This is a genomic window from Pseudomonas sp. SG-MS2 (assembly GCF_009933855.1).
Lineage (GTDB): Bacteria > Pseudomonadota > Gammaproteobacteria > Pseudomonadales > Pseudomonadaceae > Aquipseudomonas > Aquipseudomonas putida_E.
Genome location: NZ_MOMO01000232.1, coordinates 17,194 through 40,561, shown reverse-complemented (window position 1 = coordinate 40,561; position 23,368 = coordinate 17,194). Strand labels below are relative to the sequence as shown.

Annotated in this window: 26 protein-coding genes; 14 read left to right on the top strand and 12 right to left on the bottom strand. The window is 62.3% G+C overall.

All coding sequences use genetic code 11. The features are described 5' to 3' along the window. Positions 1–15: 15 nt before the first annotated feature. From BLX42_RS20600 to BLX42_RS20580, 5 genes are all read right to left on the bottom strand, one after another. The gene (locus BLX42_RS20600) at positions 16–780 is read right to left on the bottom strand and encodes an SDR family oxidoreductase (RefSeq protein WP_371316844.1); all 765 of its coding nucleotides are present in this window, start codon (positions 778–780) and stop codon (positions 16–18) included. Then, a complete protein-coding gene (locus BLX42_RS20595; RefSeq protein ID WP_115274114.1) occupies positions 780–1,556 on the bottom strand; it encodes an ABC transporter permease in 777 nt (258 codons plus the stop codon). The genes BLX42_RS20600 and BLX42_RS20595 overlap by 1 nt, the downstream gene beginning before the upstream one ends. Positions 1,557–1,585: 29 nt before the next feature. Continuing rightward, entirely contained in the window at positions 1,586–2,563 is a 978-nt protein-coding gene (locus tag BLX42_RS20590; RefSeq protein WP_256345795.1) for an ABC transporter substrate-binding protein, read from the bottom strand. A 55-nt stretch (positions 2,564–2,618) separates the two neighbouring features. Beyond that, a complete protein-coding gene (locus BLX42_RS20585) occupies positions 2,619–3,455 on the bottom strand; it encodes an ABC transporter ATP-binding protein (RefSeq protein ID WP_168216566.1) in 837 nt (278 codons plus the stop codon). A gap of 324 nt (positions 3,456–3,779) precedes the next feature. Continuing rightward, complete coding sequence (locus BLX42_RS20580; RefSeq protein ID WP_161872505.1) at positions 3,780–4,664, bottom strand: DMT family transporter; 885 nt, start codon at positions 4,662–4,664, stop codon at positions 3,780–3,782. Between the two features lie 149 nt (positions 4,665–4,813). On the opposite strand from BLX42_RS20580, the gene aceK reads away from it, so the two are divergent. After that, entirely contained in the window at positions 4,814–6,523 is a 1,710-nt protein-coding gene (gene aceK, locus BLX42_RS20575; protein WP_161872501.1) for a bifunctional isocitrate dehydrogenase kinase/phosphatase, read from the top strand. 33 nt (positions 6,524–6,556) lie between these two features. Here the strand turns inward: aceK and BLX42_RS20570 are convergent, their stop codons facing one another. Then, positions 6,557–7,417: a DUF6279 family lipoprotein gene (locus BLX42_RS20570; protein ID WP_161872500.1), complete on the bottom strand. Its 861-nt coding sequence runs from the start codon at positions 7,415–7,417 to the stop codon at positions 6,557–6,559. A 132-nt stretch (positions 7,418–7,549) separates the two neighbouring features. Here BLX42_RS20570 and BLX42_RS20565 point away from each other — a divergent pair, with 132 nt between their 5' ends. Further along, entirely contained in the window at positions 7,550–8,386 is an 837-nt protein-coding gene (locus BLX42_RS20565) for a S1 RNA-binding domain-containing protein (RefSeq protein WP_012315688.1), read from the top strand. Between the two features lie 2 nt (positions 8,387–8,388). On the opposite strand, the gene BLX42_RS20560 is transcribed toward BLX42_RS20565, so the two are convergent. Together BLX42_RS20560 and BLX42_RS20555 are read right to left on the bottom strand one after the other, a co-directional pair. Then, complete coding sequence (locus BLX42_RS20560; protein ID WP_012315687.1) at positions 8,389–8,769, bottom strand: hypothetical protein; 381 nt, start codon at positions 8,767–8,769, stop codon at positions 8,389–8,391. A gap of 111 nt (positions 8,770–8,880) precedes the next feature. Further along, positions 8,881–10,350, bottom strand: a complete 1,470-nt coding sequence (locus tag BLX42_RS20555; protein WP_161872499.1) for a nitrous oxide reductase family maturation protein NosD — start codon at positions 10,348–10,350, stop codon at positions 8,881–8,883. Positions 10,351–10,595: 245 nt separating this feature from the next. Between BLX42_RS20555 and BLX42_RS20550 the strand changes: the two genes are divergently transcribed. From BLX42_RS20550 to def, 3 genes are all read left to right on the top strand, one after another. Continuing rightward, on the top strand, positions 10,596–10,775 hold the full coding sequence (locus tag BLX42_RS20550; protein ID WP_046788039.1) for a CsbD family protein: 180 nt from the start codon (positions 10,596–10,598) through the stop codon (positions 10,773–10,775). Positions 10,776–10,930: 155 nt separating this feature from the next. After that, positions 10,931–11,884 carry a YihY/virulence factor BrkB family protein gene (locus BLX42_RS20545; RefSeq protein WP_161872498.1) on the top strand — a complete coding sequence of 318 codons (954 nt, stop codon included), beginning with the start codon at positions 10,931–10,933 and terminating at the stop codon, positions 11,882–11,884. Further along, a complete protein-coding gene (def, locus tag BLX42_RS20540) occupies positions 11,881–12,417 on the top strand; it encodes a peptide deformylase (RefSeq protein ID WP_012315683.1) in 537 nt (178 codons plus the stop codon). The genes BLX42_RS20545 and def overlap by 4 nt, the downstream gene beginning before the upstream one ends. On the opposite strand, the gene BLX42_RS20535 is transcribed toward def, so the two are convergent. Continuing rightward, on the bottom strand, positions 12,372–12,821 hold the full coding sequence (locus BLX42_RS20535; RefSeq protein WP_125924540.1) for a GNAT family N-acetyltransferase: 450 nt from the start codon (positions 12,819–12,821) through the stop codon (positions 12,372–12,374). The two genes, def and BLX42_RS20535, sit on opposite strands and share 46 nt — an antisense overlap. Before the next feature lie 276 nt (positions 12,822–13,097). Here BLX42_RS20535 and BLX42_RS20530 point away from each other — a divergent pair, with 276 nt between their 5' ends. Continuing rightward, complete coding sequence (locus tag BLX42_RS20530) at positions 13,098–13,355, top strand: DUF2790 domain-containing protein (protein WP_046788041.1); 258 nt, start codon at positions 13,098–13,100, stop codon at positions 13,353–13,355. A 66-nt stretch (positions 13,356–13,421) separates the two neighbouring features. Here the strand turns inward: BLX42_RS20530 and BLX42_RS20525 are convergent, their stop codons facing one another. Further along, positions 13,422–14,783, bottom strand: a complete 1,362-nt coding sequence (locus BLX42_RS20525) for a PLP-dependent aminotransferase family protein (RefSeq protein ID WP_161872504.1) — start codon at positions 14,781–14,783, stop codon at positions 13,422–13,424. Between the two features lie 75 nt (positions 14,784–14,858). On the opposite strand from BLX42_RS20525, the gene BLX42_RS20520 reads away from it, so the two are divergent. The 7 genes from BLX42_RS20520 to BLX42_RS20490 all read left to right on the top strand — a co-directional run bounded on the left by BLX42_RS20520 (position 14,859) and on the right by BLX42_RS20490 (position 19,863). Beyond that, positions 14,859–15,824, top strand: coding sequence for a threonine dehydratase (locus BLX42_RS20520; protein WP_161872497.1), 966 nt, complete (start codon positions 14,859–14,861; stop codon positions 15,822–15,824). Between the two features lie 298 nt (positions 15,825–16,122). Further along, positions 16,123–16,455, top strand: a complete 333-nt coding sequence (locus BLX42_RS20515) for a type II toxin-antitoxin system HicB family antitoxin (protein ID WP_039603657.1) — start codon at positions 16,123–16,125, stop codon at positions 16,453–16,455. A 78-nt stretch (positions 16,456–16,533) separates the two neighbouring features. Continuing rightward, entirely contained in the window at positions 16,534–17,178 is a 645-nt protein-coding gene (locus BLX42_RS20510; protein WP_046788043.1) for a LysE family translocator, read from the top strand. A 125-nt stretch (positions 17,179–17,303) separates the two neighbouring features. Then, positions 17,304–17,729, top strand: a complete 426-nt coding sequence (locus tag BLX42_RS20505; protein WP_039603658.1) for a nuclear transport factor 2 family protein — start codon at positions 17,304–17,306, stop codon at positions 17,727–17,729. A gap of 44 nt (positions 17,730–17,773) precedes the next feature. Continuing rightward, on the top strand, positions 17,774–18,118 hold the full coding sequence (locus tag BLX42_RS20500; RefSeq protein ID WP_039603659.1) for a YciI family protein: 345 nt from the start codon (positions 17,774–17,776) through the stop codon (positions 18,116–18,118). Positions 18,119–18,139: 21 nt separating this feature from the next. Next, complete coding sequence (locus tag BLX42_RS20495; RefSeq protein WP_115274123.1) at positions 18,140–18,625, top strand: SRPBCC family protein; 486 nt, start codon at positions 18,140–18,142, stop codon at positions 18,623–18,625. Further along, complete coding sequence (locus tag BLX42_RS20490) at positions 18,625–19,863, top strand: RNA polymerase sigma factor (RefSeq protein WP_046788046.1); 1,239 nt, start codon at positions 18,625–18,627, stop codon at positions 19,861–19,863. The genes BLX42_RS20495 and BLX42_RS20490 overlap by 1 nt, the downstream gene beginning before the upstream one ends. A gap of 41 nt (positions 19,864–19,904) precedes the next feature. Here the strand turns inward: BLX42_RS20490 and BLX42_RS20485 are convergent, their stop codons facing one another. Together BLX42_RS20485 and BLX42_RS20480 are read right to left on the bottom strand one after the other, a co-directional pair. Continuing rightward, a complete protein-coding gene (locus BLX42_RS20485) occupies positions 19,905–20,375 on the bottom strand; it encodes a MaoC family dehydratase (RefSeq protein ID WP_012315672.1) in 471 nt (156 codons plus the stop codon). 33 nt (positions 20,376–20,408) lie between these two features. Beyond that, entirely contained in the window at positions 20,409–21,353 is a 945-nt protein-coding gene (locus tag BLX42_RS20480; protein ID WP_115274125.1) for an alpha/beta hydrolase, read from the bottom strand. A 209-nt stretch (positions 21,354–21,562) separates the two neighbouring features. On the opposite strand from BLX42_RS20480, the gene fadD2 reads away from it, so the two are divergent. Continuing rightward, complete coding sequence (gene fadD2 / locus BLX42_RS20475; protein WP_046788048.1) at positions 21,563–23,251, top strand: long-chain-fatty-acid--CoA ligase FadD2; 1,689 nt, start codon at positions 21,563–21,565, stop codon at positions 23,249–23,251. Positions 23,252–23,368: the final 117 nt, after the last annotated feature.

The window sequence follows — 23,368 nt, the reverse complement described above, 5'->3', positions numbered from 1 at the left end:
GGAGGTCTCCTTTGCTCAGGGCATGACGAACCCGCCGTTGACCGGCAGGGTTTGTCCAGTGATGAAGCGCGACAGGTCGGACAGGGCGAACAGCACCGCGCCACTGACGTCGTCGGGCAGTTGCGGGCGCTGGATGGCCCGTTGTTCGGTGTACAGCCGGTGGCGGGCCTCGGGCACATAGGCGGTGGCTTCGACCAGCACCAGGCCGGGGGCGATGGCGTTGACGGTGATGTTGGCGTTGCCCAGCTCGCGGGCCAGGCTGCGGGTCATGGCGATCACCGCGCCTTTGCTGGCGACATAGGCCAGCAGGTTCGGCGCCCCCCACAGCGGGGTGTCGGAGGCCAGGTTGATGACCGCACCACGGCCGCTTTCGCGCAATGCGGGTAGGGCGGCGCGGGTCATCAGCCAGGTGCCGCGCACATTCACCTGCATGACCTGGTCCCAGGTCTCGATGTCCAGTTCCTCGCAGCTCTTGCCGCCGGAGTTGGTGATCGAGGCGTTGTTGACCAGGCCGTCCAGGCCGCCCAGGCGCTTGACCGTGCGCTCGATGCAGGCCTCGATGGACTCGGGGCTGGCAAGGTCCAGGCTGACGCCGCTGACATCCAGGCCCATACCGCTCAGCTCACAGGCAGCCTGCTGCACGCGCCCGGCGAGCACATCGGCGATGACCACCCGGGCGCCGGCCTGGGCAATGGCCTGGGCAAAGGCATAGCCCAGCCCGCGGGCACCACCGGTGACCAGCACGCGGCGGCCCTGGAGAAGGTTGTGGAAGCTGCTCATCATTGGCTACTCAGCATGGCTTTGGGGAGGTAGTGCAGGACGCGCTTTTCGGCCCACACCACGGCGCCGTAGGCGAGCACGCCGATCAGCGTGAGCATGACGATGGCGACGAACACGCCCGCGGTGTTGCCCTGGCCTTCGGCATCCACCAGCAGAAAACCCAGGCCCTGGTTACCGCCCACCAGCTCGCCGACGGTGACGCCGATGACGGCCAGGGTCGAGGCGATGCGCAGGCCGGAAAACAGCGCGGCCATGGCCGAAGGGAACTCCACCAGGCGGAAGATCTGCCAGCGGCTGGCATTCATGGTGCGCACCAGGTTGATCATGTCCGGGTCGACGGTGCGGATGGCCGAGAGCACGTTGATCATCACCGGGAAGAACACGATCAGGATGGCGATGAGGATCTTCGGGTAGATGGTGTAGCCCAGCCACATCACGAACAGCGGGGCGAAGGCCACCTTGGGTGCGATCTGCAGCGCCAGGATGTAAGGCGAAAGCATCGCTTCGGCCGAGGGCGACAGCCCCAGCGAGACGCCGATGGCCACCCCCAGCAGAGCACCAAGGGCGAAGCCGACGATGATTTCGAAGGCAGTGATCAGGGTATGTTCCAGCAGGCCGCCGGAGTGCCACATCAGCACGCTTTCCTGAGCCACCCGGCTCAGTTGCGGCATGACGAACTCGGGCATGCCGACCAGTCCCGGGCCCCATTGCCAGAGCGCCAGGAACAAGACCAGCAGGGCGATGCTGCCGGCCACAGAAGGATTGATATTTCTCATCGGGTGCTTACCTTGTCATTGCCGGGCCGTCACTGGGCCGCGGTACGGGTTTCGATGAACTGGTTGCTGTAGAGCTCGTCGAGCTTGGGTTCGCGGTTGACGATGCCCTCGCTGACGTAGAACTTGCGCACGGTGTCCAGGCGCTCAGGGTCGATGCGGCCGAGTACCGGCTGGCCGGCGTAGACGTATTCCACGTACAGGCGCAGGGTCTTTTCCAGCGAGGCCTCTTTGCCGGCGTAAGCCGGGACTGCACGGGCGAAGGTGGCGGCGGCCGCCTTGGGGTCATCGATGATGTCCTGCAGGCCGCGCAGGGTGGCCTGAACCACACCGCGGACGATCTGCGGGTGATGTTCGATGGCGTCGTCTGAAGCGAGGATCGCCTGGGCCATGCTTTCAAATACCTGCTCGCGCGGGATCAGCGCGTACTTGAGCCCGGCGTCTTCGGCGTTGACCACCCAGTCCGGCACCCCGGCCATGGCCTGGGCCTTGCTGGCCGAGAACAGTTGCCACACGCCCGAGGGGCCGGCTGCCTGGATATCCACATCGTCCTTGCTCAGGCCAGCCTTGCGCAGCGAAGCGAGCAGGGCGTAGTAGGTGGTGTCGGAGTAGGACATCACTGTCAGGGTCTTGCCCTTGAGCTGGCTGACCGAGTGGATGTTTTCGCTGGCGTTGGTAGCGATCATGGTGACCCCGCCGCCACCGAGCACCGCCACTGCACGTACCGGGATGCCGTTGGGGCGCACGATGATCGGCGTGTCACCGATGGCGCCGCCAACCAGGGCGTTGCCCGCGCCGATCTGCTTGGCCACGTCGACTCCGCCTTTGGCGGCGATGAAGGTCAGGTCCATGTCCTGGGCCTGGTAGTAGCCTTTTTCCTTGGCGATGATCCAGGGCGCGAACGCTGGCAGGCTGGGTGGAGCAGGCAGCAGGTAGGTGACCTTGATCGGCTCGGCCTGGGCATGGGCTGCCAGGCTCAGGGCCAGGGTTGCCAGGGCGGTATGAGCCATGCGCTTGAGGTGTGTGGTGAACATGCTAACTCCCGAGTGGTGAGTGGGGCGTCGGTCAGTGCAGGTCGAGGTCTTCGCCGACCTTCAGCAGATCCATCAGGCGGCCGGCCAGCGGGCCGATTTCCGGCAGCTTTCGGCGTTCCAGCGGGTTGTTGCGATAGGGCAGGTCGATCTCGATTTCTTCGATGATCGTGCCAGGGCGGGCGCTCATCACCAGCAGGCGGTCGGACAGCGCAATGGCCTCGACCAGGTCGTGGGTGATGAACAAGGCGGTCTTCTTTTCCTCGAACAGCATCTGCGCCAGGTCCTGTTGCAGGATCATCTTGGTTTGCGCATCAAGGGCCGAGAACGGTTCGTCGAGAAACAGCACCTGCGGGTCGATCGCCAGGGTGCGGGCGAGCGCAGCGCGCTGGCGCATGCCACCTGACAGCTGGAACGGGTAGTGGTCGGCGAAGCCTTGCAGGTGGCAGCGCTTGAGCAGATCCTCGGCGATGACCTTGCGCTGGCTGGCAGGCATTCCCTGGATTTCCAGGCCGAGCTCGACGTTGCGGCGGATGCTGCGCCATGGCATCAGCAGGTCTTTCTGCAGCATGAAGGCAACTTTGGGGACCGGGCCGTTGACGGCTTCACCGCCGACCAGCACTTCGCCTTCCGTGGGCCGGTACAGGCCTGAGCCCATGTTGAGGATGGTGCTTTTGCCACAGCCGGAAGGACCGATGATCGACACCACTTCGCCGCGACGGATCTGGAAGTTCACGCCTCGGATGGCGAATGGGGCATCCGTCTTGCCCTTGGCGGGGAAGGCCTTGCCGACATGACGGAATTCGATTTCCGTGGGGGCCGGGTCTTCGTTGCGCTGCGGTTCATGCCATTGCGGGGCGATTGCGTACATCTCTTTCACAGCCATGGGCGCGGTCTCTGGTCTGTTTTATAGGTGATACGCCGTTTAGTGCATGAACAATGCCAGGTGGGTAATTTCCAGAATTAAATATGAAAGTGCTTAGTTATTAAGAGTTTGCGAAGTTATGAGTCGTCTTGCTTTGTTTTATATATGAAACGTAGTTTTCTATGTGGCACAAAAATGCCCAGCAAGCGCGCATGAATTTGGCTTCGTGCGTAATTGCCGGGCATTAGGGGTAACGTCAAAGTGTGTGGTTTTACTGGTGAAACGGTGTTGGATTCATCGCCGGCAAGCCGGCTCCTACAGAGTGCTGTATCAGGCCTGAGCGCGGCGCGCGGGCTTGAGCACAAGCCACAGCGCGGCAGCGATCAGCAGGCCGCCATACAGGTGGCCCATCGACAGCGATTCGTCCAGCAACCACGCGCCCCACAGCACACCGAAGACCGGAATCAAGAAGGTCACGGTACTGGCTTTGACCGGGCCAATCTCGGCCAGCAGGCGGAAGTACAGGATATAGGCGAAGGCCGTGCACACAAGGCCCAGGCCCAGCAGCGACAGCCACACCTGCCAGCCGCCCCAGCTGGCAGGCGGCTGGGTCAGCGCACTCCAGGCGAACAGTGGCGTCATCATCAGCGTGGCGCCGAGCATGCTGCCCAGCGCCGAGAGGCGGCTGTCCAGGCCGCTGATCCAGCGCCGCGCCAGAAAGCCTGCGAAGCCATAGCAGGTGGTTGCCGCCAAGCAGGCCAGGGCGCCTTGCAGCAGTGCCATGTCCAGTGCCACCGGGCCTGCGCCACTGAGAATGCCGACACCGAACAGGCCAAGGAAGATGCCGCACAATTTGGGCAGGGTCATGGCCTCGCGGAAGAACAGTGCGCCGATCAGCACCCCCATCAGTGGCGTGGTGGCGTTGAAAATCGCCGAATACCCCGCCGGCAGTACCTGGGCTGCCACCGAATAGAAGGTGGCGGGGATGCCTGAGTTGATCATGCCCAGGACCAGGCAAGCGCCGAGTTTGCCCTCGAAGTTCCAGCGTACGCGGGCTGCGGCGAGTATGGCGACCAGGCCGAGGCAGGCGATGGACACGCGAAAGAAGGCGGTAGGCACGGTGCCCAGCTCGGGGGCGATGATGCGCATGAACAGAAAGCTCGCCCCCCAGACGGCGGCAAGGGTCAGCAGGCGGGTCAGGGCGATGGGGCTCACGGTGGTCTCCGGGTACAGGGCAGGGCGCGAGTGTACGCGATGGCGCACGGGCGGTTCTTGTCCTTTCTTGCGGTGTAAGCCGGTCGAGGCTCCGCAAAGTTGCGCGGGCGACTAAGCTGTCTATCTCACCCCGCACCGAGGTGTCCTGCATGACCCAGCACTGGCCGGCCGGCGAAATCGCCCGGATGATCCTCGATGGCTTCGACGACTACCGCGAACACTTTCGCCGCATCACCCTGGGCGCCCGCGAGCGCTTCGAGCAGGCGCGCTGGCAGGACATCCAGCGGGCAGCGGCGGCGCGGATCAACCTCTATGAGCAGAAGGTCGGTGAGGTCAACGGCTGGCTGCGTGACGGGTTCGATGAGGAAGTGCTGCTGGAGGTCGAACAGTGGCCCTTGGTGAAAAGTGCCTATATACGCCTGATCGACCCGCGGCTGGACGATGAGCTGTCGGAGACCTGGTACAACTCCTTGTTCTGCAGCCTGTTCAGCCATGATCAGATCAACGACGGCTGCATGTTCATCCACACCACCCGGCCCTCGATTCGCAACCATGAGCGTGCTGCACAGACCCGCACTTATACGCCCGATGGCAGCCTCAAGGGCCTGTTGCGGGCTATCTTCTGCGACTATGCATTCGCCTATGGTGACCTTGAGCACGACCTGTCACGCCTTGAAGAGCAACTGCGCGACTGCCTGCCTGACTGGGTGTGCAAGGACCCGGCCCTGGCCGTGGAGTTGTTCGTGCCGGTGCTGTACCGCAACAAGGGTGCTTACCTGGTGGGCCGGCTGTACAACAGCGATGAGCAGTGGCCCCTGGTGATCCCGCTGCTGCACCGCGAAGGCCATGGCATCGAGGCGGATGCGCTGATCACCGATGAGGCCGAGGTCTCGATCATCTTCTCCTTCACCCGTTCGTATTTCATGGTCGACGTGCCGGTGCCGGCCGAGTTCGTCAATTTCCTCAAGCGCATACTGCCAGGCAAGCACATTGCCGAGTTGTACACTTCGATCGGCTTCTACAAGCACGGCAAGTCGGAGTTCTATCGCGCGCTGATCAACCACTTGGCCAGTACCGACGACCGTTTCATCATGGCGCCCGGTGTGCGCGGCATGGTCATGAGTGTGTTCACCCTGCCGGGCTTCAATACCGTATTCAAGATCATCAAGGACCGCTTTTCGCCGTCCAAGACGGTCGACCGTGCCACGGTGATCGACAAGTATCGCCTGGTGAAGAGTGTCGACCGGGTTGGGCGAATGGCCGATACCCAGGAGTTCGCCGACTTTCGTTTCCCCCGGGCCAAGTTCGAGCCTGAGTGCCTGGCCGAGCTGCTGGAGGTGGCGCCGTCCACCGTAGCTGTGGAAGGCGATACGGTGCTGGTCCGCCATTGCTGGACCGAACGGCGCATGATCCCGCTCAATCTGTACCTGGAGCAGGCCAGCGAAGGCCAGGTGCTCGAAGCGCTGGAGGATTATGGCCTGGCCATCAAGCAGTTGGCCGCAGCGAACATCTTTCCAGGCGACATGCTGCTGAAGAACTTCGGGGTTACCCGCCATGGTCGTGTGGTGTTCTACGACTATGACGAGATCAGCTACCTGACCGAGGTGAATTTCCGCCATATCCCACCGCCGCGCTACCCGGAGGACGAGATGTCGGGGGAGCCGTGGTATTCGATCGGGCCGCACGATGTATTCCCGGAGGAGTTCCCGCCGTTTCTGTTTGCCGATATGGGCCAGCGGCGTTTATTCAGCAGGTTGCATGGGGAGCTGTATGACGCGGATTACTGGAAGGGGCTGCAGGCATCTATCCGCGAAGGCAAGGTGATCGATGTGTTCCCGTATCGGCGCAAAGGGCGCTGAGGCGGGTTATCGGGCGGACATCGATTGACCTGCCTATCCCTTAAGGCACTTGAGCTCACTGAAGTCGGTACGCACCTTGGCCAGCCGCCCCTGAAGATACTGCCGCTGGGCCGGGCTGCTCTGTTGCAGCAGGTCGATCAACAGGCTGCGTGTCTGTTGCTCGCTGTTCTCGAAGGCAGCGCGGTATTGCGCAGTCCACAGGCTTTCCTTGCGCTGCAGCAATTGCGCCAGGCGCGGTTCGAAGCTTTCGTCGCTGCGCTGGTTCATGGCCATCATCAGCTGTTGTTGCCAGTGCGCACGGTTGGCGATCCACTGGCGGTTCTGGTCGCCCAGCGCCTGTGCCCAGGTTTGTACGCGCTGGCGTTGTGCTGCGGTGAGTTCGCCGAACCAGGGTGTCAGGCGTTTTTCCATGCGCTCGGCGCGGCGGGCGACCTGTTTGGGCAGGGGTGTATCGACGTATTTCTCTTGCCGTTCACTGATGTCTTCACGCAAAGCTTCGCCCAGCTGCGCGACCTGGGCATCGCTCATGCCGCGCAGCAGCTCGGCGGCCGACGGGGTGATGGCTTCTGCAACGCGACCGATCGCCTGCCGGGCTTCGTTCATGCGCTGTTGCAGCGCCTGGTCGGTCACTTGCCCCTCGGCGACCATGCTGCGTACGCGGTCGAGCCAGTCGAGGTACCCGGGCAGTTCGGTCGTGCAATGCCAGGCCAGGTGCTGCTTGAGCCGTTCGTCGAGCAACGACCTCTGGTCACGGTTCATGGCAAGGTAGTCGTCCAGCGACCACGGGACCAGCCGGTCGAGGTTGCGGTAGGCCAGGTCTATACGGCTGCAGGCCACCAGTGCCAGCGCAAATGCCGTGGCGATGATAAGGGCTTTGGACAGGCGTAGAAACATGTGCTGATCCCTTGCAGATGGCTGGCCACACGGTAGACGCGAGTACTCCACGACGGTTCCGCCGAATCAGCGGTCGGGCGGCGCGCTGGCTTCAGGTGTAGAATAGCCGTCTTGTCTTGAGGAACATCGGAAATGGCTCTGCTTGGGCGTTACAACAGTTTGCAAATCGTGAAACACGTGGACTTCGGCCTCTACCTGGACGGCGGCCCCGACGGCGAGATCCTGCTGCCCGGGCGCTACATCCCGAAGAACGCCGAAACCGAGGTCGATGACTGGCTCAACGTGTTCCTCTACCTGGACAGCGAAGACCAGCTGATCGCCACCACCGAGAAGCCCAAGGTGCAGGTTGGCGAATTCGCCAGCCTCAAGGTCAAGGACATCAACGGTGCGGGCATCTTCCTCGACTGGGGCCTGTCCAAGGACCTGCTGATGCCGTACTCGGAAGAGGCGCGGCCGCTGAAGATCGGCGACTACTGCGTGGTGCATGTCTACCTCGACAAGCGCACCCGGCGCATCACCGCCACTTCACGCCTGGACCGCTATCTGGACCGCACCCCGGCCGATTACCAGGTCGGTCAGCCGGTCGAACTGCTGGTGGCGGGCGAGACACCGATGGGTTTCAAGGCCATCATCAACAACCGTCATTGGGGCCTGATCCACAAGAATGAAATCTTCAAGTTCATGCGTTCGGGCATGCATGAGAAGGGTTTCATCAAGGAAGTGCGCCATGACGGCAAGATCGCGTTGAGCCTGCAACCGGTTGGCCAGGCGCTGGCGGACGGCTTGCATGAGCAGATCATGCAGCGCCTGGAGGCCGAAGGGGGCGTGTTGCCGGTGTGCGACAAGAGCGACCCAGAGGTGATCAGCCGCATGTTCAACGTCAGCAAGGGCAACTTCAAGAAGGCCATCGGCGCGTTGTTCAAACAGGGCCGGATCGTCATCCATGACGATCGCATCGAGCGGGCCTGAGGTCAGGCCTGCACGAATGTGCTGAAGTCGAGCTGCTCACCGCCCGGGCGGGTGTCGCGCAGCAGCGAATCACGGTCGGCGCTCAGCGCCAGGCTGATGGTCGAGCGGCGCTTGCCGGCATTGCGTACTTCCATCTGTTCCTGATGCGCCTTGAGGAAGTTGGTCGGGACCTTCAGGTGCTGCAGTTCGTCGCTTTCAGGGGTGTGCAGCAGCAGGTTGACCCAGTCGGGCTGGCCCTTGCGCAGCAGCGCCACCGGTACTTCGAACCACCACAGGTTGCGTTTGGGGTCGAGGATGGCGAACAGCGTGTTGGCACTGGTGAGCACCGGCTTGGCCAATGCTTCGTTGCGCCGGGCGATGGCGGCGGGTTTGTCGAGTTTCATGCAGGTTCCTGCGGTGTGACGCTATGAAGGGCTGCATTGTGAGGGGTGGCGGGTAGCGGAGCAAGGTTTGATGGCCCCGTCGTCGGCGTGCCGGCGATGGGGCCAGCTACCCTAGCGGCGAAGTGGCTGGCTCAACTCGGAGGTCGCGCCATCGGCCGTGGTCACGGTGGCGGTAAAGCTGCGCAGCCCATCGGCATTCTCCAGCCGCTGGGCAAACTGCGCCTGCCCCTTGGCATCGCTGTTTACCAGCACGTCCCCCAGGTACTGCTCAGCCTCAGTGCTTTGTGCCTGGGCATTGCCGAACAGCTCGACCCGCAGCAGGCTCGATGCCGGCCCCTGCACTTCGCCGCGCAGCACATTGTCGTTCAGGGCCAACAGCCGTGGTGCCTGCTGGTTATGGTTGGGCAGCGGCTGGCAGGGCTTGGGCTGGCCCTTGGCATCGCAGATCACGGCCTGGTCCTTTTTCGGCAGGTCGGCACCGACCCCGCGAGAGCCTACGTACAGTGCATGGGCCTGGGCTGGCACGCCAAAAACGATGGCGCCCGTGCGCTGATCCGGTACGCAAGAGCCGCCAGCTTCGCAGCGGCGGATATCCAGGCTGTTGCCCCAGATCCGGTTACCGGTCAGGCGCGTGGTGGTGACCTCCGGCTCCGGGCGCAGCGCCACGCCGATGCGGTTGCCGTGGATCAGGTTGCCGTCGAGGATATTGCCTTGGCCGGTGACGCTGACGCCGATCGAGTTGCCGCTGAAGGTATTGGCGCCCAGGTAGTTGCGCTTGCCCCAGTTGATCTGCAGGCCGTCGGAGTAGTTCTCGAAGCGGTTGCGTACCACGCTGTTGTCGTTGCCCAGCAGAATCTCGATGCCCTGGGACGGCTCCGGGTTGGCTGCAGTCGAACGGAACAGGTTGTCGGCCACCAGGTTGAACGCCGCGCCGCGGGTCAGCTCCAGGCCATCGCCATTGTCGATCAGCTGGTTGCGCAGCACCTTGTTGTTGACCGTGGTGGTGGCCGTGGGGTTACCGGCACCGTCATCGCCGGTCAGCATGATACCGGCACCGCCCTTGTTGGCGACGATGCGGTTGTCTTCGATGACGTTGTGGCTAGCGCGGTTGACCAGGATGCCGATGCAGAAGTTGCGTACTTCCAGGCCACTGAGGTGCACGCCCTGGGTGTCGCGCAGCACCAGCCCGGGGTTGGTCGTGGTGCGCACGTTGGTGCCGAACTGGCCGGGCAGGGCGCCGGGGCAGGTGCGTACTCCCTGGTCCTTGATATAGCCGGCGCCGTCGATGGCGACGTATTGGCCGTCGCGCGCCCAAGGCAGGCCGGTGATCTGCACCGGGCCTTTGATTTCAGGCAGGGCGCGGGTCGGCCGGATGACAAATGGCGCTTGGCCGACTGCGGCGATGTCGATGCGGTAGTGGCCGGGCTTCTGGTTGCTGGTTTCGATCGCCCAGCGCAGGGTGCCTGGCTGGCCGTCGTCGGTGTAGCGGTCGACCCGCAGGGTTTCGGTGGCCGGTGCGCCAGCGATCGCGGGCAGGGGCAGCAGCGGCAGCAAGGCTGCCAGCAGGGGCATCAAACGCATGGGTGCAGGGTTCCGTAAGCTGTTGTTTTTATAAGCATGCAACCTCTATAGGGCTGCCGTTTGCCCGCGATTCTAGGGCAGCAGGCCGGCATTGCGCAGACATAGGTAGCCGATTCAGTGCGGTATTCGCCCGCAGATTTACCGCTCGGCTTGAGATTGCAAAAATGTTTGAAACTCCTGAACTGGCCGCTGGGTCCACCTTTTGTCGACACGGATCACGTGTCTCCATTTGCAGGAGATTTGCCATGAGCGGCACTAAAGACAAAGTCAAAGGTATGGCCAACGAAGCAGTGGGCAACATCAAGCAAGGTGTTGGCAAAGTCACCGACAATGACAAGCTGCGCGCAGAAGGCAAGGCCCAGGAAATCAAGGGCGAAGGGCAGCAGGTCAAGGGCGACGTCAAGGATGCTGTGAAAAAGCCTTGATCACGGTATGACTACAGCCCCGTCGCCAGCAGACGGGGATGGGGCTGTTGATCAAGACGGCGAATTTTTCTTCAAGTCCAGCAGGGAGCAGCACACCAGTCGCGTGGTCTATTAGACTTCCCTGATGTACTGATCAAGCGGCGAAAGGAGACGCTATGATTTTTCCCGACCTGGGTGGCCTGCCCCTTCACCGCATCCTGGTGCGCACCGTCAAGGAATTCCTTGACGACGAGATGTCCACCTACGCCTCTGCGCTTGCTTACCAGATGCTGTTTTCGTTGTTCCCGTTCCTGCTGTTCCTGATCGCACTGATCGGTTTTCTGCACCTGCCGGATTTCTTCTCGTGGCTGCGCATGCAATCGGAGCTGGTATTGCCGCCCCAGGCGTTGGAACAGGTCAACCCCGTCATCGATCAGTTGCAGCAGTCCAAAGGTGGCCTGCTGTCGGTGGGTATCGTCATCGCGTTGTGGACCGCCTCTGCAGGCGTACGGCTGATGATGAGTGCCATGAATGCCGCCTATGACGTGCCCGAAGGGCGCCCGGTGTGGAAGCGCATACCATTGTCGATTGTCTATACCGTCGGCATTGCCGGTATGCTGCTGGCGGCGGCAGCGTTGATGGTGCTGGGGCCTCAGGTGATGGAGTGGATCGCGGCTCAGATCGGCATGCAGGAAGTGATCGTCACGGTGTGGACGATCTTGCGGTGGCCGGCGATCATCATCCTGATGATGGTGGCGGTGGCGGTGATCTACTACGTGATGCCCGACGTGAAACAGAAGTTTCGCTTCATCACTCCAGGCTCAGTGCTGGCGGTGGTGGTCTGGATCATCGCTTCGCTGGCATTCGCTTACTATGTGAAGACTTTCGCCGACTACAACGCCATGTATGGCAGTATCGGTGCGATCATTGTATTGCTGTTGTATTTCTACATTTCTGCCGCCGTATTGTTGCTGGGCGCGGAGATGAACGCTGTGATCGAACATATGTCCGCTGAGGGCAAAGACCCTGGCGAAAAGGATTTCGAGGGCGATAAAGCCAAGGAAACCCTGACCGTGCTCGGCCATGAACATCCCGTCGAGCCCCAGCCTACCGAGCCGAACCCGCGATGATCCGTGACATCCTGAAGATGGGCGACGAGCGCTTGCTGCGCGTCGCAGCCCCGGTGCCAGAACACCTGATCGGCAGCGCCGAACTGCAGCAGTTGATCGACGACATGTTCGAAACCATGCGCCATGTCGGCGGCGTGGGGCTGGCCGCACCGCAGGTCGGCATCGACCTGCAACTGGTCATTTTCGGTTTCGAGCGCAGTGAGCGTTACCCCGATGCCGAGGCGGTGCCACAGACCATTCTCCTCAACCCGGTGATCACTCCGCTGTCCACCGAGATCGAGGAGGGGTGGGAAGGCTGCTTGTCTGTGCCTGGCCTGCGCGGGGTGGTGCCTCGCTACAAGCACATCAGCTATGAGGGCATCGACCCGCAGGGCAATCCGGTCAACCGGGTTGCCGACGGGTTTCATGCACGCGTGGTACAGCATGAATGCGACCACCTGATCGGGCGGCTGTATCCTTCGCGGATTCAGGATTTCGCCAAGTTCGGTTACACCGAGGTACTGTTCCCTGGCCTGGACGCCAGCGACGACTGACCATGCACCATCGCCATCAGGCGTTTGCTGCGTTGATAGCGGGCCAGGCGTGACCCCAGCGCTTCAGGCAACCTGCTCGCCGGGGAGAAACCCAGACGTTGGTAAAAGGCTTCGAGGTCCGGGTGGCAGAACAGCCACGTTGGGCCGCGACCTTCGGCCAGTGCTGCGTTGACCAGGCGCGCGGCCACACCCTGGTTTCGCCACTCTGGGGCTACCAGCAGGCCGGTGAGCCACCGGCCACCGGCAACAGCGCTCAAGCTCAAGCCCGCAACGATTTCGCCGCTGCGCGCCACCCACAACTCACCCTCGCTGGCTGCACGCATGCGCGAGCCCTGCTGGCGATAGAAGTGGTCTAGCAGCCGCCGCTCAAGGTCGGTCAGTGGGGTGCAGAGGAGTGGCGTCATGGTATTCCGCTGGCAAACAGCTCTAGCCCAATGATTTCGGGCCATCAATCCGTTTCGCTTTGTCGCAGATTGTTGCAAAAGCTGCAAGGGTGAATGTCCGAGTTCGGGGTTCAACTATTCCAGGCCGGGAGTAGAATTTCACGTATCCCCCCTGGCAGTACGACAAAGCGGGATCGGTACTTCGTGTCATCTTCGCAGTTGATGACAACTTCTCCGCGCCATTGACGGCATATGAAGTCAATCGATCAGCTTGATTGATTTAAAGGCCAAACATCCATGAAACCATTACTGATTCTTGCATTGGTCGGTATGTCCTCGTTCGCCCTTGCCGATGAGGCCAAAGCCGTCTCCACCGAGCCTGTGGCCCAGCAGTACGACTACTCCATGAACCTTGACATCAAACGGGTGATCAACCTGTCGACCATCCCCAATGTCTGCGAAGTGGTGCCTGCGACCATGACCTATGAAGACCATCAGGGCCAGGTGCACACCATTCAGTACCGCGCCATGGGCGAAGGTTGCCAGCAGGGTTGATGGTCCTGCGTTAGCGGCCTTTTCGCACCGGGCAGTAGCGAAGAGGCTGCTTTCGTCACCCTGGGTTCATTGAGCAGACAGTACCTGCCGTATTACCTCCAGGCCGCGTTTCAGTTCAGCCCGGCTGCCTGCCGCCGACAGGCTGATGCGCACGGCCTGCACCTCACTTGCGCCAATGGCGAAGACACTCGCCGGGACGACTTCCACACCTTGCTCCCGACATTGCGTTACCACCGCCTCAGCCCCCTGCGGCGTGCCCAGCCACGCGTGCGGTGAAGGCTGGCCTGTGTTGTGCAGCCCACCAGCCAGCAGCCTGCGTGCCAGGCGCCAGCGTTCGCAAATTTCTGCTTTCTGCCAGGCCAGCCGCCGGGCGGCGGTACCGTCATCGATCCATTGGCAAGCGACATGCAAGCCCAATGGCGACACCGGCCAGTGGCTGGCCTGGGCATGCGGGTCGACCTGTGACAGCAACTTCGCGCTGCCCACGATCCACCCCAACCTCAAGCCTGCAGCCACCGTCTTGGACAGGCTGCTGATGTAGATCCCTTGATCGCCCAATAGCGGGTAGAGCGGCGGCCGGTCGCTGAGTGCGCCATACACATCATCCTCGATCACCAACAGCCCCAGGCGTTTGACTACCCCAGCGATTGCCTCGCGGCGAGCATCATCCATGCAGGCGCCCGTGGGGTTGTGCAGGGTGGGTGTGGTCACCAGCACGCGGGCACCGCTGGCGCGCGCTACCCGGTCCAGGTCATCGGGCCGCAGGCCTTGGTTGTCCAGTGCGACGCCATGCACGGGCAGACGCAGTTGCCGGCAGGCGGCCTTGATACCCGGAGCGGTCAGGGCTTCAAGCATGACGGGCTCACCCGCCTGGCAGAATGACTGCAGCACCAGGGCCAGCGCCTGCTGGGCTCCGCCGCACAGCAACAGTTGGTCAGCCGACAGGGCCAGGCCGCGATTGCCCAGCCAGTGGGCGCCGCGGATGCGCCCCAGCAGCAACTGTTCGGGGCCCAGGTAATGGTCGAGCAAGCCGTGGTCGTGACCTTCCAGCAGCCTGCGCAAGCTGTCGTGCAGATCATGATTGTGCGGATCGGCAACCGGTACATTGGTCGACAGGTCGATCAGCGGCGTTTGCCCTTCGCAGTGTTTGAGGCGAAACAAGGTCGCTTCCTTGCTCCCCGCCAGCACATAGGTACCGCGGCCCACTTCACCCGCCACCAGGTGGCGAGCGGCGGCTTCACGGTAGGCCTGTTGGGTGGTGCTGGGGTTCAGGCCCAGTTTCCAGGCCAGGCGCCGTTGCGGCGGCAGGCGGTCACCGACCTTGAGCACGCCGCTCTCGATGGCGTTGCCTATAGCGTCGACCAGTGCCAGATACCGGGGTTGGTCATCCTCGACGAGCTGCGGGATCCACACGAAATTGCTACCCATGCAATATAAGGTTGTACCCATACAATGCCCCGCGCTTAGGATCGGATCAACCACCTACCGAAAGGGATGATCGCCATGTTCGACCTTGCCGCCCTGCGCGAAGCCGCCGATTTCGTTCACCAACATGTACCTGCCACGCCCCAGCACGCCTGGCCGTTGCTGGCTGAGCGGCTGGGCTGCGAGGTGTGGGTGAAGCACGAAAATCACGCACCCACCGGGGCTTTCAAAGTCCGGGGCGGTCTGGTCTATGTGCGCTCGCTGCTGGCGGGCGGCAATCCACCCCGCGGGCTGGTCACCGCAACCCGTGGCAACCACGGCCAAAGCATGGCCCTGGCGGCACGGCAGGCAGGCATTGCGTTGGTCATCGTAGTCCCTGAGGGCAATTCCACAGAGAAGAACGCCGCCATGCGCGCACTGGGGGCCGAGTTGGTCGAGCACGGTGTGGATTTCGATGTGGCCCGTGAAGAAGCCGCGCGGCTGGCCGAGGTGCTGGGGTATGCCATGGTGCCTTCGTTCCACCCGGAATTGGTGCGGGGCGTGGCCACTTATGCCCTTGAGCTGTTTGAGGCAGTATGTGACCTGGACTGCGTTTACGTGCCGATCGGCATGGGGTCAGGCATTTGCGGGCTGATCCAGGCGCGTAACCTGCTGGGTTTGAAAACCCAGATCGTCGGTGTGGTGTCCAGCGCCGCCGATGCCTATGCCCAGAGCTTCGAGCAGGGCCATATCGTCACCACTGCCACTGCCGAAACCTTCGCCGATGGCATGGCTTGCCGGGTACCCCATCCGCAAGCCTTTGCCCTGGTGCGCGAGCATGCTGCGCGGATCGTGCGGGTCACCGACAGTGAAGTCGCCGAAGCCATGCGGGTTTACCACGAGGCCACGCACAACACTGCCGAAGGTGCAGGTGCCGCAGCGCTGGCGGCGTTGATGCAAGAGCGCGAACAGCAGGCCGGCAAGCGCGTGGCTGTGGTGTTGAGCGGAGCGAACGTGGACCGGGCGCGGTATGCGCGGATTCTCGGGGGCAATGAAAGATCCTGAATGAATATCTTGGAATAAGTGCTATCTTATTTTGATAGCATTTTTCCATGAATACTCGATACCGAAAAATTCTCGACGCTATCCTGAGGACGCCAACCACGTCGTCACTAGCCTTTTCCGAGATTGAAACGCTGGTGCTGCACCTCGGGGGGCAGGTGCTGGAGCGGCAAGGCTCCCGGGTCAAACTGGTGCTTGGCGGCCAGTGCTGGAGGTGCCATCGTCCCCATCCAGGCAAGGAGGCCAGGCGGTATCAGATTGAAGAGGCCCGCGAATTCTTGCTGCGGGCAGGAGTGAAATGATGAGTTGCATGCGCTACAAGGGCTATGCCGCCCGTATTGAATATGATGAGCGTGATGATATTTTCGTCGGCCGCGTGCTGGGGATTCGCGACATCATCAGTTTCCACGCAAGTTCTGTCCCGGAACTGCATGAGGCCTTCCGTCATGCGTTGGAGGACTACCTGGCCGATTGCGCGGAACAGGGCATCACTCCCGAAAAGCCGGCATCGGGGAAGGTCATGCTGCGTATTCGGCCCGAAATCCATGCCGCTGCCAGCGTTGCTGCCCGTGCGGCAGGCAAAAGCCTGAACCAGTGGGCCGACGAGGTGTTTGAACAGGCGGCGCTGGCCTGATCGAACACTTGTTCTTCCAATCCCGCAATCACTCATGGCAGGCTCTACGGCGCTCATTTACCCGTCATCGAGTATTCAATGCCTTTCTCCAACGGTTTTCTCCTCAGCCTGTCCCTGTGTCTTGATATCGGTGTGGCCAATATCGCTATGATCACTCTGGCCATGCAGCGCGGTTTCCTGCAAGGGTTCTGGCTCGGCCTGGGCACGTGTGTCGGTGACCTGGTGTATGCGATCGCAGCGCTGGCCGGCATGACCGTGTTGCTGCAGTTCGAGAGCGTGCGCTGGGCCTTGTGGCTGGGTGGTTCGGCGCTGCTGGTGTGGTTCGCGCTGAAGATGCTGCTGGCGGCCTGGCGCGGCGGGCATATGGAAGCGCGCAGCGAGGTGGTGGCGGAATCGGCCTGGCGCGAATTCATGCGCGGTATCTTCCTGGCCATGTCGTCGCCCACCGCCATTTTGTGGTTCGCCGCTGTCGGTGGCGTGCTGATTTCCCGTTCCGGTGGCGGTAGCCTGCTGGAGGCCGGGTTGTTTCTCGGCGGCTTTTTCGCTGCAGGGCTGGTCTGGTGCCTGAGCCTGTGCGGCATCGCCAGCCATGGTGGGCGTTTGCTCGGTGACCGTCTGCTGACGTGGTCATACCTGCTCTCGGCAGCGATTTTCTGCTATTTCGCGGTGTACGTGATCGTTTCGGGCTATCGCGAATTCATACTGGCCAGCCCGGGCGTGTAGGCAGTTACAGGGTGCCGCCGCGCCTGTCAGCCTTTTTCCTCCCTGTTGTCGATTTCCCGCTCTCTCGTTCGACCAGTGTTGAAGGCGCCGAGTACCGGCGCCACCCGCACTTCGGAGAGCCCCTCATGAATACCCAGGCCGAAAGCGAAATCCGTGAACTGATCGAACGCTGGATGCAAGCGGTGCGCGATCGTGACATCCCAGGTATCACCGCCCCCTATGCCGACGACATCGTCGCCTTCGACGCGATCAAGGAACTGCAGTTCAAGGGCAAGGCCGTGTACCAGGCACATTGGGAAATGTGCATGGGTTTTTGCACCGGCCCGATGACGTTCGAGTTGGCCGAACTCACGGTGTACGCCGATGGCGAGCTGGGCCTGGCCCATTGGCTCAACCGCTGCGGCCCGTCGGATGACGAAAGCCAGTGCGGTTTCATGCGCGTCACCGTGGGCTATCGCAAGACCGCCGGCCAGTGGCGGGTCATCCACGAGCACTGGTCGGCGCCTTTCGATGTGGAAACCCAGAAAGCGCTGTTTGATCTCAAACCCTGATCAGCTATCGCCAAACGCACTTTGCCAATGCCGTGGAGATCACCATGAAATACCTGTGCCTGGTCTATTGTGACGAGGGGCTGCTGCACAGCCTGCCCGACAGCCCCGAAGATGCCGAATGCATGGCTTACGCCGAGTCGCTGCAGCGCTGTGGGCGCATGCTCGCGGCCGAGGCGCTGAAACCGGTGCAGACCGCCACCACGGTACGCATGCGCGGTGGCCACATGAGCCTGACCGATGGCCCGTTCGCCGAGACCAAAGAGCAGCTTGCGGGTTTTTACCTGGTCGATGCCCGCGATCTCAACGAGGCATTGAACATTGCCAAAGGCATCCCGGCCGCACGGGTCGGCAGCGTTGAAGTAAGGCCCGTGCGCGAACTGCAACCCTGACCGCAACGGAGAACAACAAGAATGAGCCTTGCCCAACCTGCGCAAGCGCAACACGAGTTGGCCATCAGCCGTCTGATCGACGCCCCGCCCGCCAAGGTGTTCCGTGCCTGGACCGAACCCCAGTGGCTGATGCAGTGGTGGGGGCCGCATGGCATGACCACGCCGGAATGTGAAATGCAGCTCTGGGTCGGTGGCCTGTTTCGCACCTTGATGCGCGCCCCCGACGGTACCGATTACCCCACCCAGGGTGTGTTCCTGGAGATCGCCGCGCCACGTCGGCTGGTGTTCACCGATGCGTTCGGGCCAGGCTGGGTGCCGTCGGCCAAGGCCTTCATGACCGCAGTGGTGACCTTTGACGAGGAACACGGCAAGACCCGTTATACCGCCCGCGCCTGGCACTGGAGCGCTGCCGACTGCACGGCCCATGAAGAAATGGGTTTTCACCAGGGGTGGGGAGAAAGCCTGGACCGCCTGGTGGAGGTGGTGACCCAGCGGATGCCGGACTGATGGCAACGCTGGTGCAGGTACGCGCCGAGATCGAGGGGGTTTACCGCCGGGACTCGCGGCGTATCCTGGCGACGCTGATCCGCCTGCTGGGGGATTTCGACCTGGCAGAGGAGGCCATGCATGATGCCTTCTTCATTGCCGTCGAGCGCTGGCAGCGTGACGGTATCCCCCAAAACCCACGTGCATGGCTGGTGTCGACCGGCCGTTTCAAGGCCATTGACGCGGTGCGGCGGCGTGCGCGTTTCGACCGTTCGCAGGCTGACCTGATCATGCTCATCGAGGGCCAGGGGCAAGACCCCAGTGATGAGGCGTTGCTCGCCGACGATCGCCTGCGGCTGATCTTCACGTGCTGCCACCCGGCTCTGGCTGCCGATGCGCAGGTGCCTTTGACGTTGCGCGAAGTCTGTGACCTGACCACTGAGCAGATCGCCCGTGCCTTCCTGCAGAGCCCGGCGACCATTGCCCAACGCATCGTGCGCGCCAAGGCCAAGATCCGCGACGCACGCATTCCTTACCAGGTGCCGCAGCTGCACGAATTGCCTGAGCGCCTGGAAAGCGTGTTGCGGGTGATTTACCTGGTGTTCAACGAAGGCTATTCGGCGTCTTCGGGTGAGGCGTTGGTGCAACAGGCGTTGAGTGACGAAGCGATACGCCTCGGTCGCTTGCTGGTGCAGTTGTTACCGGACCCGGAGGCGGTCGGTTTGCTGGCGCTGATGTTGCTGCAGGCGTCACGCCAGCACGCGCGTAGCGATGCCCAAGGCAATCTGGTGCTGCTCGAGCAGCAGGATCGCAGCCTGTGGGACGGTGCGCAAATCAGCGAAGGTTGTGAGCTGGTGCAGCTGGCGCTGCGCAGCCGGGCGTTCGGTGCCTACACGGTGCAGGCGGCGATTGCAGCGGTGCATGCGGAGGCTGCGAGCGCCAGTGAAACGGACTGGGCGCAGATTGTCGGCCTTTACGATGTGCTGCAGCGGCATTGGCCGTCCGCAGTGGTGGCGCTCAACCGAGCGGTGGCATTGGCCAAGCGGGATGGGCCGCGGGTGGGGTTGGCGGAGATTGAAACAATTCTGGCGACTGGCGAGTTGCGCGACTATCACCTGGCGCATGCGGCAAGGGCGGAGCTGCATTACCAGTTGGGTCAGGCAGAACAGGCTCGTGCGGCCTGGCGGCAGGCGCTGGAGTTGACGCATCAGGCGCCGGAACGGCGGCATATCGAGGGAAAGCTGCAGGCGTTGGAATGACCCGGCAGCACCGGCCCTGTCGCCGGTACTGCCTGAAGCCATCAGCTGGCGACAAAATTGGGCGGCGATACCAGCTCTACCGTCTGCTGCTTGCGCGGCGCCAGGATCTCTGCCTCGCCCTCTACAACCAGCTCATCGTTCTGGTTGTACACGTTGGTGGCGATGCGCACTTTGAACTTGGGCAGCTTCTCGAGGATTTCCAGGCGCACAGTCAGGGTGTCGCCGATTTTTACCGGCTTCTGGAAGCTCATCTTCTGGCCCAGGTAGATGGTGCCCGGGCCGGGCAGGGTGCAGGCTACTGCCGCGCTGATCAGCGCGCCGCTGAACATGCCATGGGCAATGCGCTCACGGAACATGCTCTTGGCGGCGAATTCGGCATCCAGGTGCACCGGGTTGTGGTCACCGGACATCGCGGCGAACAGCTGGATGTCGCGTTCTTCCACAGACTTTTCGTAACTGGCCTTCTGGCCGACTTCTAGAGCTTCGTAAGGCGTGTTGGTGACCTGGGTCATTGGCGCTTCCTTGATGGGCGGACAAGGCCGTTATCATTCACTGCGGGCAGGGCGGCCAAGGGCCAGCGCCTGCTCCAGCCACGCGAGGATATCGGCGGTGACCTCGTCCCGATTGAGTTCATTGAGCACTTCGTGCCGCGCCTTGGGGTAGACGCGCAGTTGTACATGTCGATTGCCGGTCGCGCGCAGGGCGTCGGCCAGATGGGTGAGACGCTTGCCGGCACTCACCGGATCACATTCACCGCCAATCACCAGCAACGGCAGGTTCGGATCGATCTGCGCGAGGTTCTTCGCCTGGCTGATCTGCGCCAGGCCATGCAGCAAGTCTAGCCACAACTGGTTGCTGCAGCGAAAACCGCACAGCGGGTCGCTGACGTACCTGTTTACCTCTTCAGGGTCGCGGCTGAGCCAGTCGAAGGCGGTACGGGTGGGTTTAAAGGCTTTGTTGAACGAGCCGAACGACAGCCACTCGATCAGCGCACTCTTGCCTTGCGGGCCTTGGCGCAACGCCTCCAGCCGGGCGATCAGGCGCGCCATGCGGTATAGCGCCGGCGGCTGGAAATTGGAGCCACTGAGGATCGCCCCGTGCACGCTGCCACTGTGGTGCATCAGGTAAGCCTGGGCGATGTAGCTGCCCATGCTGTGGCCGAACAGGAACAGCGGTGTGCAGGGGAACTGCTGGCCGATGTGCTGTGTGAGCAGGGCCAGGTCGTTGACCACGGCATTCCAGCCATGTTGCCGGGCGAACAGGCCGAGGCTACCCCGTTCGGCGGTACGGCCGTGGCCGCGCAGGTCCGCAGCCAGCAGCGCATAGCCGGCAGCGCTCAGCGCCTGGCCCAGGCGCTGGTAGCGCCCGGCATGTTCGGCCATGCCGTGCGCCAGCAGCACCACGGCCTTGACCGGCGTGGCCGGCAGCCATTGGTGCACGTACAGGCTGCAATGCTCGCTGGCCGGCAGCCAGAAGGCGTCGTAAGGCATGGCGGATCCTTTGCGCTGGGGTACGAGCACAGTGTATGCGCAAGCGGCCGGATTGCAGGATGGGCACAAATAAGATTCACAATGTTAATGGCGGCACTTGGCATATATGCCACCTCAGGCTTACCTGCTAACGTCGGTTGAACGCCTTTTTGCCATCAGGCAAAGGGATTACAGGCTAAGAGCGGGTTCAGGCAGAGGAACAATAATAAATGCAAGCCGACTTCTGGAATGACAAGCGCCCGGCGGGCGTGCCTTCCACCATCGATATCCATGCGTACACCTCGGTCGTCGAAGTTTTCGAGCGATCCTGCAAGCGCTTCGCCGACCGCCCGGCGTTCAGCAACCTGGGCAAGACCCTGACCTATGGCGAACTCGACCGCCTTTCGGCGGCCTTTGCTGCCTGGCTGCAGCAGCATACCGACCTGGTGCCGGGTGACCGCATCGCCGTACAGATGCCCAACGTGCTGCAGTATCCCATTGCGGTGTTCGGTGCCCTGCGCGCCGGGCTGATCGTGGTCAACACCAACCCGCTGTACACCGAGCGTGAAATGCGCCACCAGTTCAAAGACGCCGGTGCCCGCGCCCTGGTGTACCTGAACATGTTCGGCAAGCGGGTCCAGGAGGTGCTGCCCGATACCGGCATCGAATACCTGATCGAGGCGAAGATGGGCGACCTGTTGCCCATGGCCAAGGGGTGGTTGATCAACACCGTGGTCGACAAGGTCAAGAAAATGGTCCCGGCCTATCATCTGCCCCAGGCTATCTCGTTCAAGCAGGCACTGCGCGAGGGCGCGGCGCTGAGCCACAAGCCGGTAACGCTGAGCCTGGACGACATCGCCGTGCTGCAGTACACCGGCGGCACCACGGGCCTGGCCAAGGGCGCCATGCTCACCCACGGCAACCTGGTGGCCAACATGCTGCAGGTGCTGGCGTGCTTTTCGCAGCATGGCCCGGACGGGCAGAAGCTGATCAAGGAAGGCCAGGAGGTGATGATCGCGCCGCTGCCGCTGTACCACATCTATGCCTTTACCGCGAACTGCATGTGCATGATGGTCACCGGCAACCATAACGTGTTGATCACCAACCCGCGCGATATCCCTGGCTTCATCAAGGAACTGGGCAAGTGGCGGTTCACCGCACTGTTGGGGTTGAACACCCTGTTCGTGGCGCTGATGGATCACCCGGGCTTCCGGCAGCTGGATTTCTCGGCGCTCAAGGTGACCAACTCTGGCGGTACGGCACTGGTCAAGGCCACCGCCGAACGTTGGGAGAGCCTGACCGGCTGCCGCATTGTCGAGGGCTACGGCCTGACAGAGACTTCGCCAGTGGCCAGCACCAACCCTTATGGCGAGCTGGCACGCCTGGGTACCGTGGGCATACCGGTGGCAGACACCGCGTTCAAGGTCATCGATGATGAGGGCAATGAACTGCCGCTCGGTGAGCGGGGCGAGTTGTGCATCAAGGGCCCGCAGGTGATGAAGGGGTACTGGCAGCAACCCGAGGCTACGGCGCAGACCCTGGATGCTGATGGCTGGCTGAAAACCGGCGACATTGCAGTGATCGACCCGGACGGCTTCACGCGTATTGTCGACCGCAAGAAGGACATGATCATCGTCTCGGGCTTCAACGTGTACCCCAACGAAATCGAAGACGTGATCATGGGCCACCCGAAGGTGGCCAACTGCGCCGCCATCGGCGTGCCTGACGAGCGTTCGGGCGAGGCCGTCAAACTGTTCGTGGTGGCCCGTGAGGGCGGGCTCAGCGTTGATGAACTCAAGGCCTACTGCAAGGCCAACTTCACAGGTTACAAAGTGCCCAAGCACATCGTGCTGCGCGAGTCGTTGCCGATGACACCGGTGGGCAAGATCCTGCGTCGCGAGCTGCGCGACATCGCGTAAGGGGGGCGAGCTTCAAACTTCAAGTTTCAAGCTGCAAGAGGGGGCGTGCGCCGCTCTAGCTTGCAGCTTGCCGCTTGAAACTTGGCGCTCTAAGTCAAATACTCTAAAAATGACTTG

Coding starts and splice junctions, on each gene's coding strand:
- BLX42_RS20510 (WP_046788043.1), top strand. CDS start 16,534: ATGCCTTTCTCCAACGGTTTTCTCCTCAGCCTGTCCCTGTGTCTTGAT.
- BLX42_RS20565 (WP_012315688.1), top strand. CDS start 7,550: ATGGCTCTGCTTGGGCGTTACAACAGTTTGCAAATCGTGAAACACGTG.
- fadD2 (WP_046788048.1), top strand. CDS start 21,563: ATGCAAGCCGACTTCTGGAATGACAAGCGCCCGGCGGGCGTGCCTTCC.
- BLX42_RS20525 (WP_161872504.1), bottom strand. CDS start 14,783: ATGGGTAGCAATTTCGTGTGGATCCCGCAGCTCGTCGAGGATGACCAA.
- BLX42_RS20485 (WP_012315672.1), bottom strand. CDS start 20,375: ATGACCCAGGTCACCAACACGCCTTACGAAGCTCTAGAAGTCGGCCAG.
- BLX42_RS20515 (WP_039603657.1), top strand. CDS start 16,123: ATGAGTTGCATGCGCTACAAGGGCTATGCCGCCCGTATTGAATATGAT.
- BLX42_RS20590 (WP_256345795.1), bottom strand. CDS start 2,563: ATGGCTCATACCGCCCTGGCAACCCTGGCCCTGAGCCTGGCAGCCCAT.
- BLX42_RS20530 (WP_046788041.1), top strand. CDS start 13,098: ATGAAACCATTACTGATTCTTGCATTGGTCGGTATGTCCTCGTTCGCC.
- BLX42_RS20560 (WP_012315687.1), bottom strand. CDS start 8,769: ATGAAACTCGACAAACCCGCCGCCATCGCCCGGCGCAACGAAGCATTG.
- BLX42_RS20595 (WP_115274114.1), bottom strand. CDS start 1,556: ATGAGAAATATCAATCCTTCTGTGGCCGGCAGCATCGCCCTGCTGGTC.
- BLX42_RS20585 (WP_168216566.1), bottom strand. CDS start 3,455: ATGTACGCAATCGCCCCGCAATGGCATGAACCGCAGCGCAACGAAGAC.
- BLX42_RS20570 (WP_161872500.1), bottom strand. CDS start 7,417: ATGTTTCTACGCCTGTCCAAAGCCCTTATCATCGCCACGGCATTTGCG.
- BLX42_RS20505 (WP_039603658.1), top strand. CDS start 17,304: ATGAATACCCAGGCCGAAAGCGAAATCCGTGAACTGATCGAACGCTGG.
- BLX42_RS20535 (WP_125924540.1), bottom strand. CDS start 12,821: ATGACGCCACTCCTCTGCACCCCACTGACCGACCTTGAGCGGCGGCTG.
- BLX42_RS20550 (WP_046788039.1), top strand. CDS start 10,596: ATGAGCGGCACTAAAGACAAAGTCAAAGGTATGGCCAACGAAGCAGTG.
- BLX42_RS20520 (WP_161872497.1), top strand. CDS start 14,859: ATGTTCGACCTTGCCGCCCTGCGCGAAGCCGCCGATTTCGTTCACCAA.
- def (WP_012315683.1), top strand. CDS start 11,881: ATGATCCGTGACATCCTGAAGATGGGCGACGAGCGCTTGCTGCGCGTC.
- BLX42_RS20500 (WP_039603659.1), top strand. CDS start 17,774: ATGAAATACCTGTGCCTGGTCTATTGTGACGAGGGGCTGCTGCACAGC.
- aceK (WP_161872501.1), top strand. CDS start 4,814: ATGACCCAGCACTGGCCGGCCGGCGAAATCGCCCGGATGATCCTCGAT.
- BLX42_RS20545 (WP_161872498.1), top strand. CDS start 10,931: ATGATTTTTCCCGACCTGGGTGGCCTGCCCCTTCACCGCATCCTGGTG.
- BLX42_RS20600 (WP_371316844.1), bottom strand. CDS start 780: ATGAGCAGCTTCCACAACCTTCTCCAGGGCCGCCGCGTGCTGGTCACC.
- BLX42_RS20490 (WP_046788046.1), top strand. CDS start 18,625: ATGGCAACGCTGGTGCAGGTACGCGCCGAGATCGAGGGGGTTTACCGC.
- BLX42_RS20480 (WP_115274125.1), bottom strand. CDS start 21,353: ATGCCTTACGACGCCTTCTGGCTGCCGGCCAGCGAGCATTGCAGCCTG.
- BLX42_RS20495 (WP_115274123.1), top strand. CDS start 18,140: ATGAGCCTTGCCCAACCTGCGCAAGCGCAACACGAGTTGGCCATCAGC.
- BLX42_RS20555 (WP_161872499.1), bottom strand. CDS start 10,350: ATGCGTTTGATGCCCCTGCTGGCAGCCTTGCTGCCGCTGCTGCCCCTG.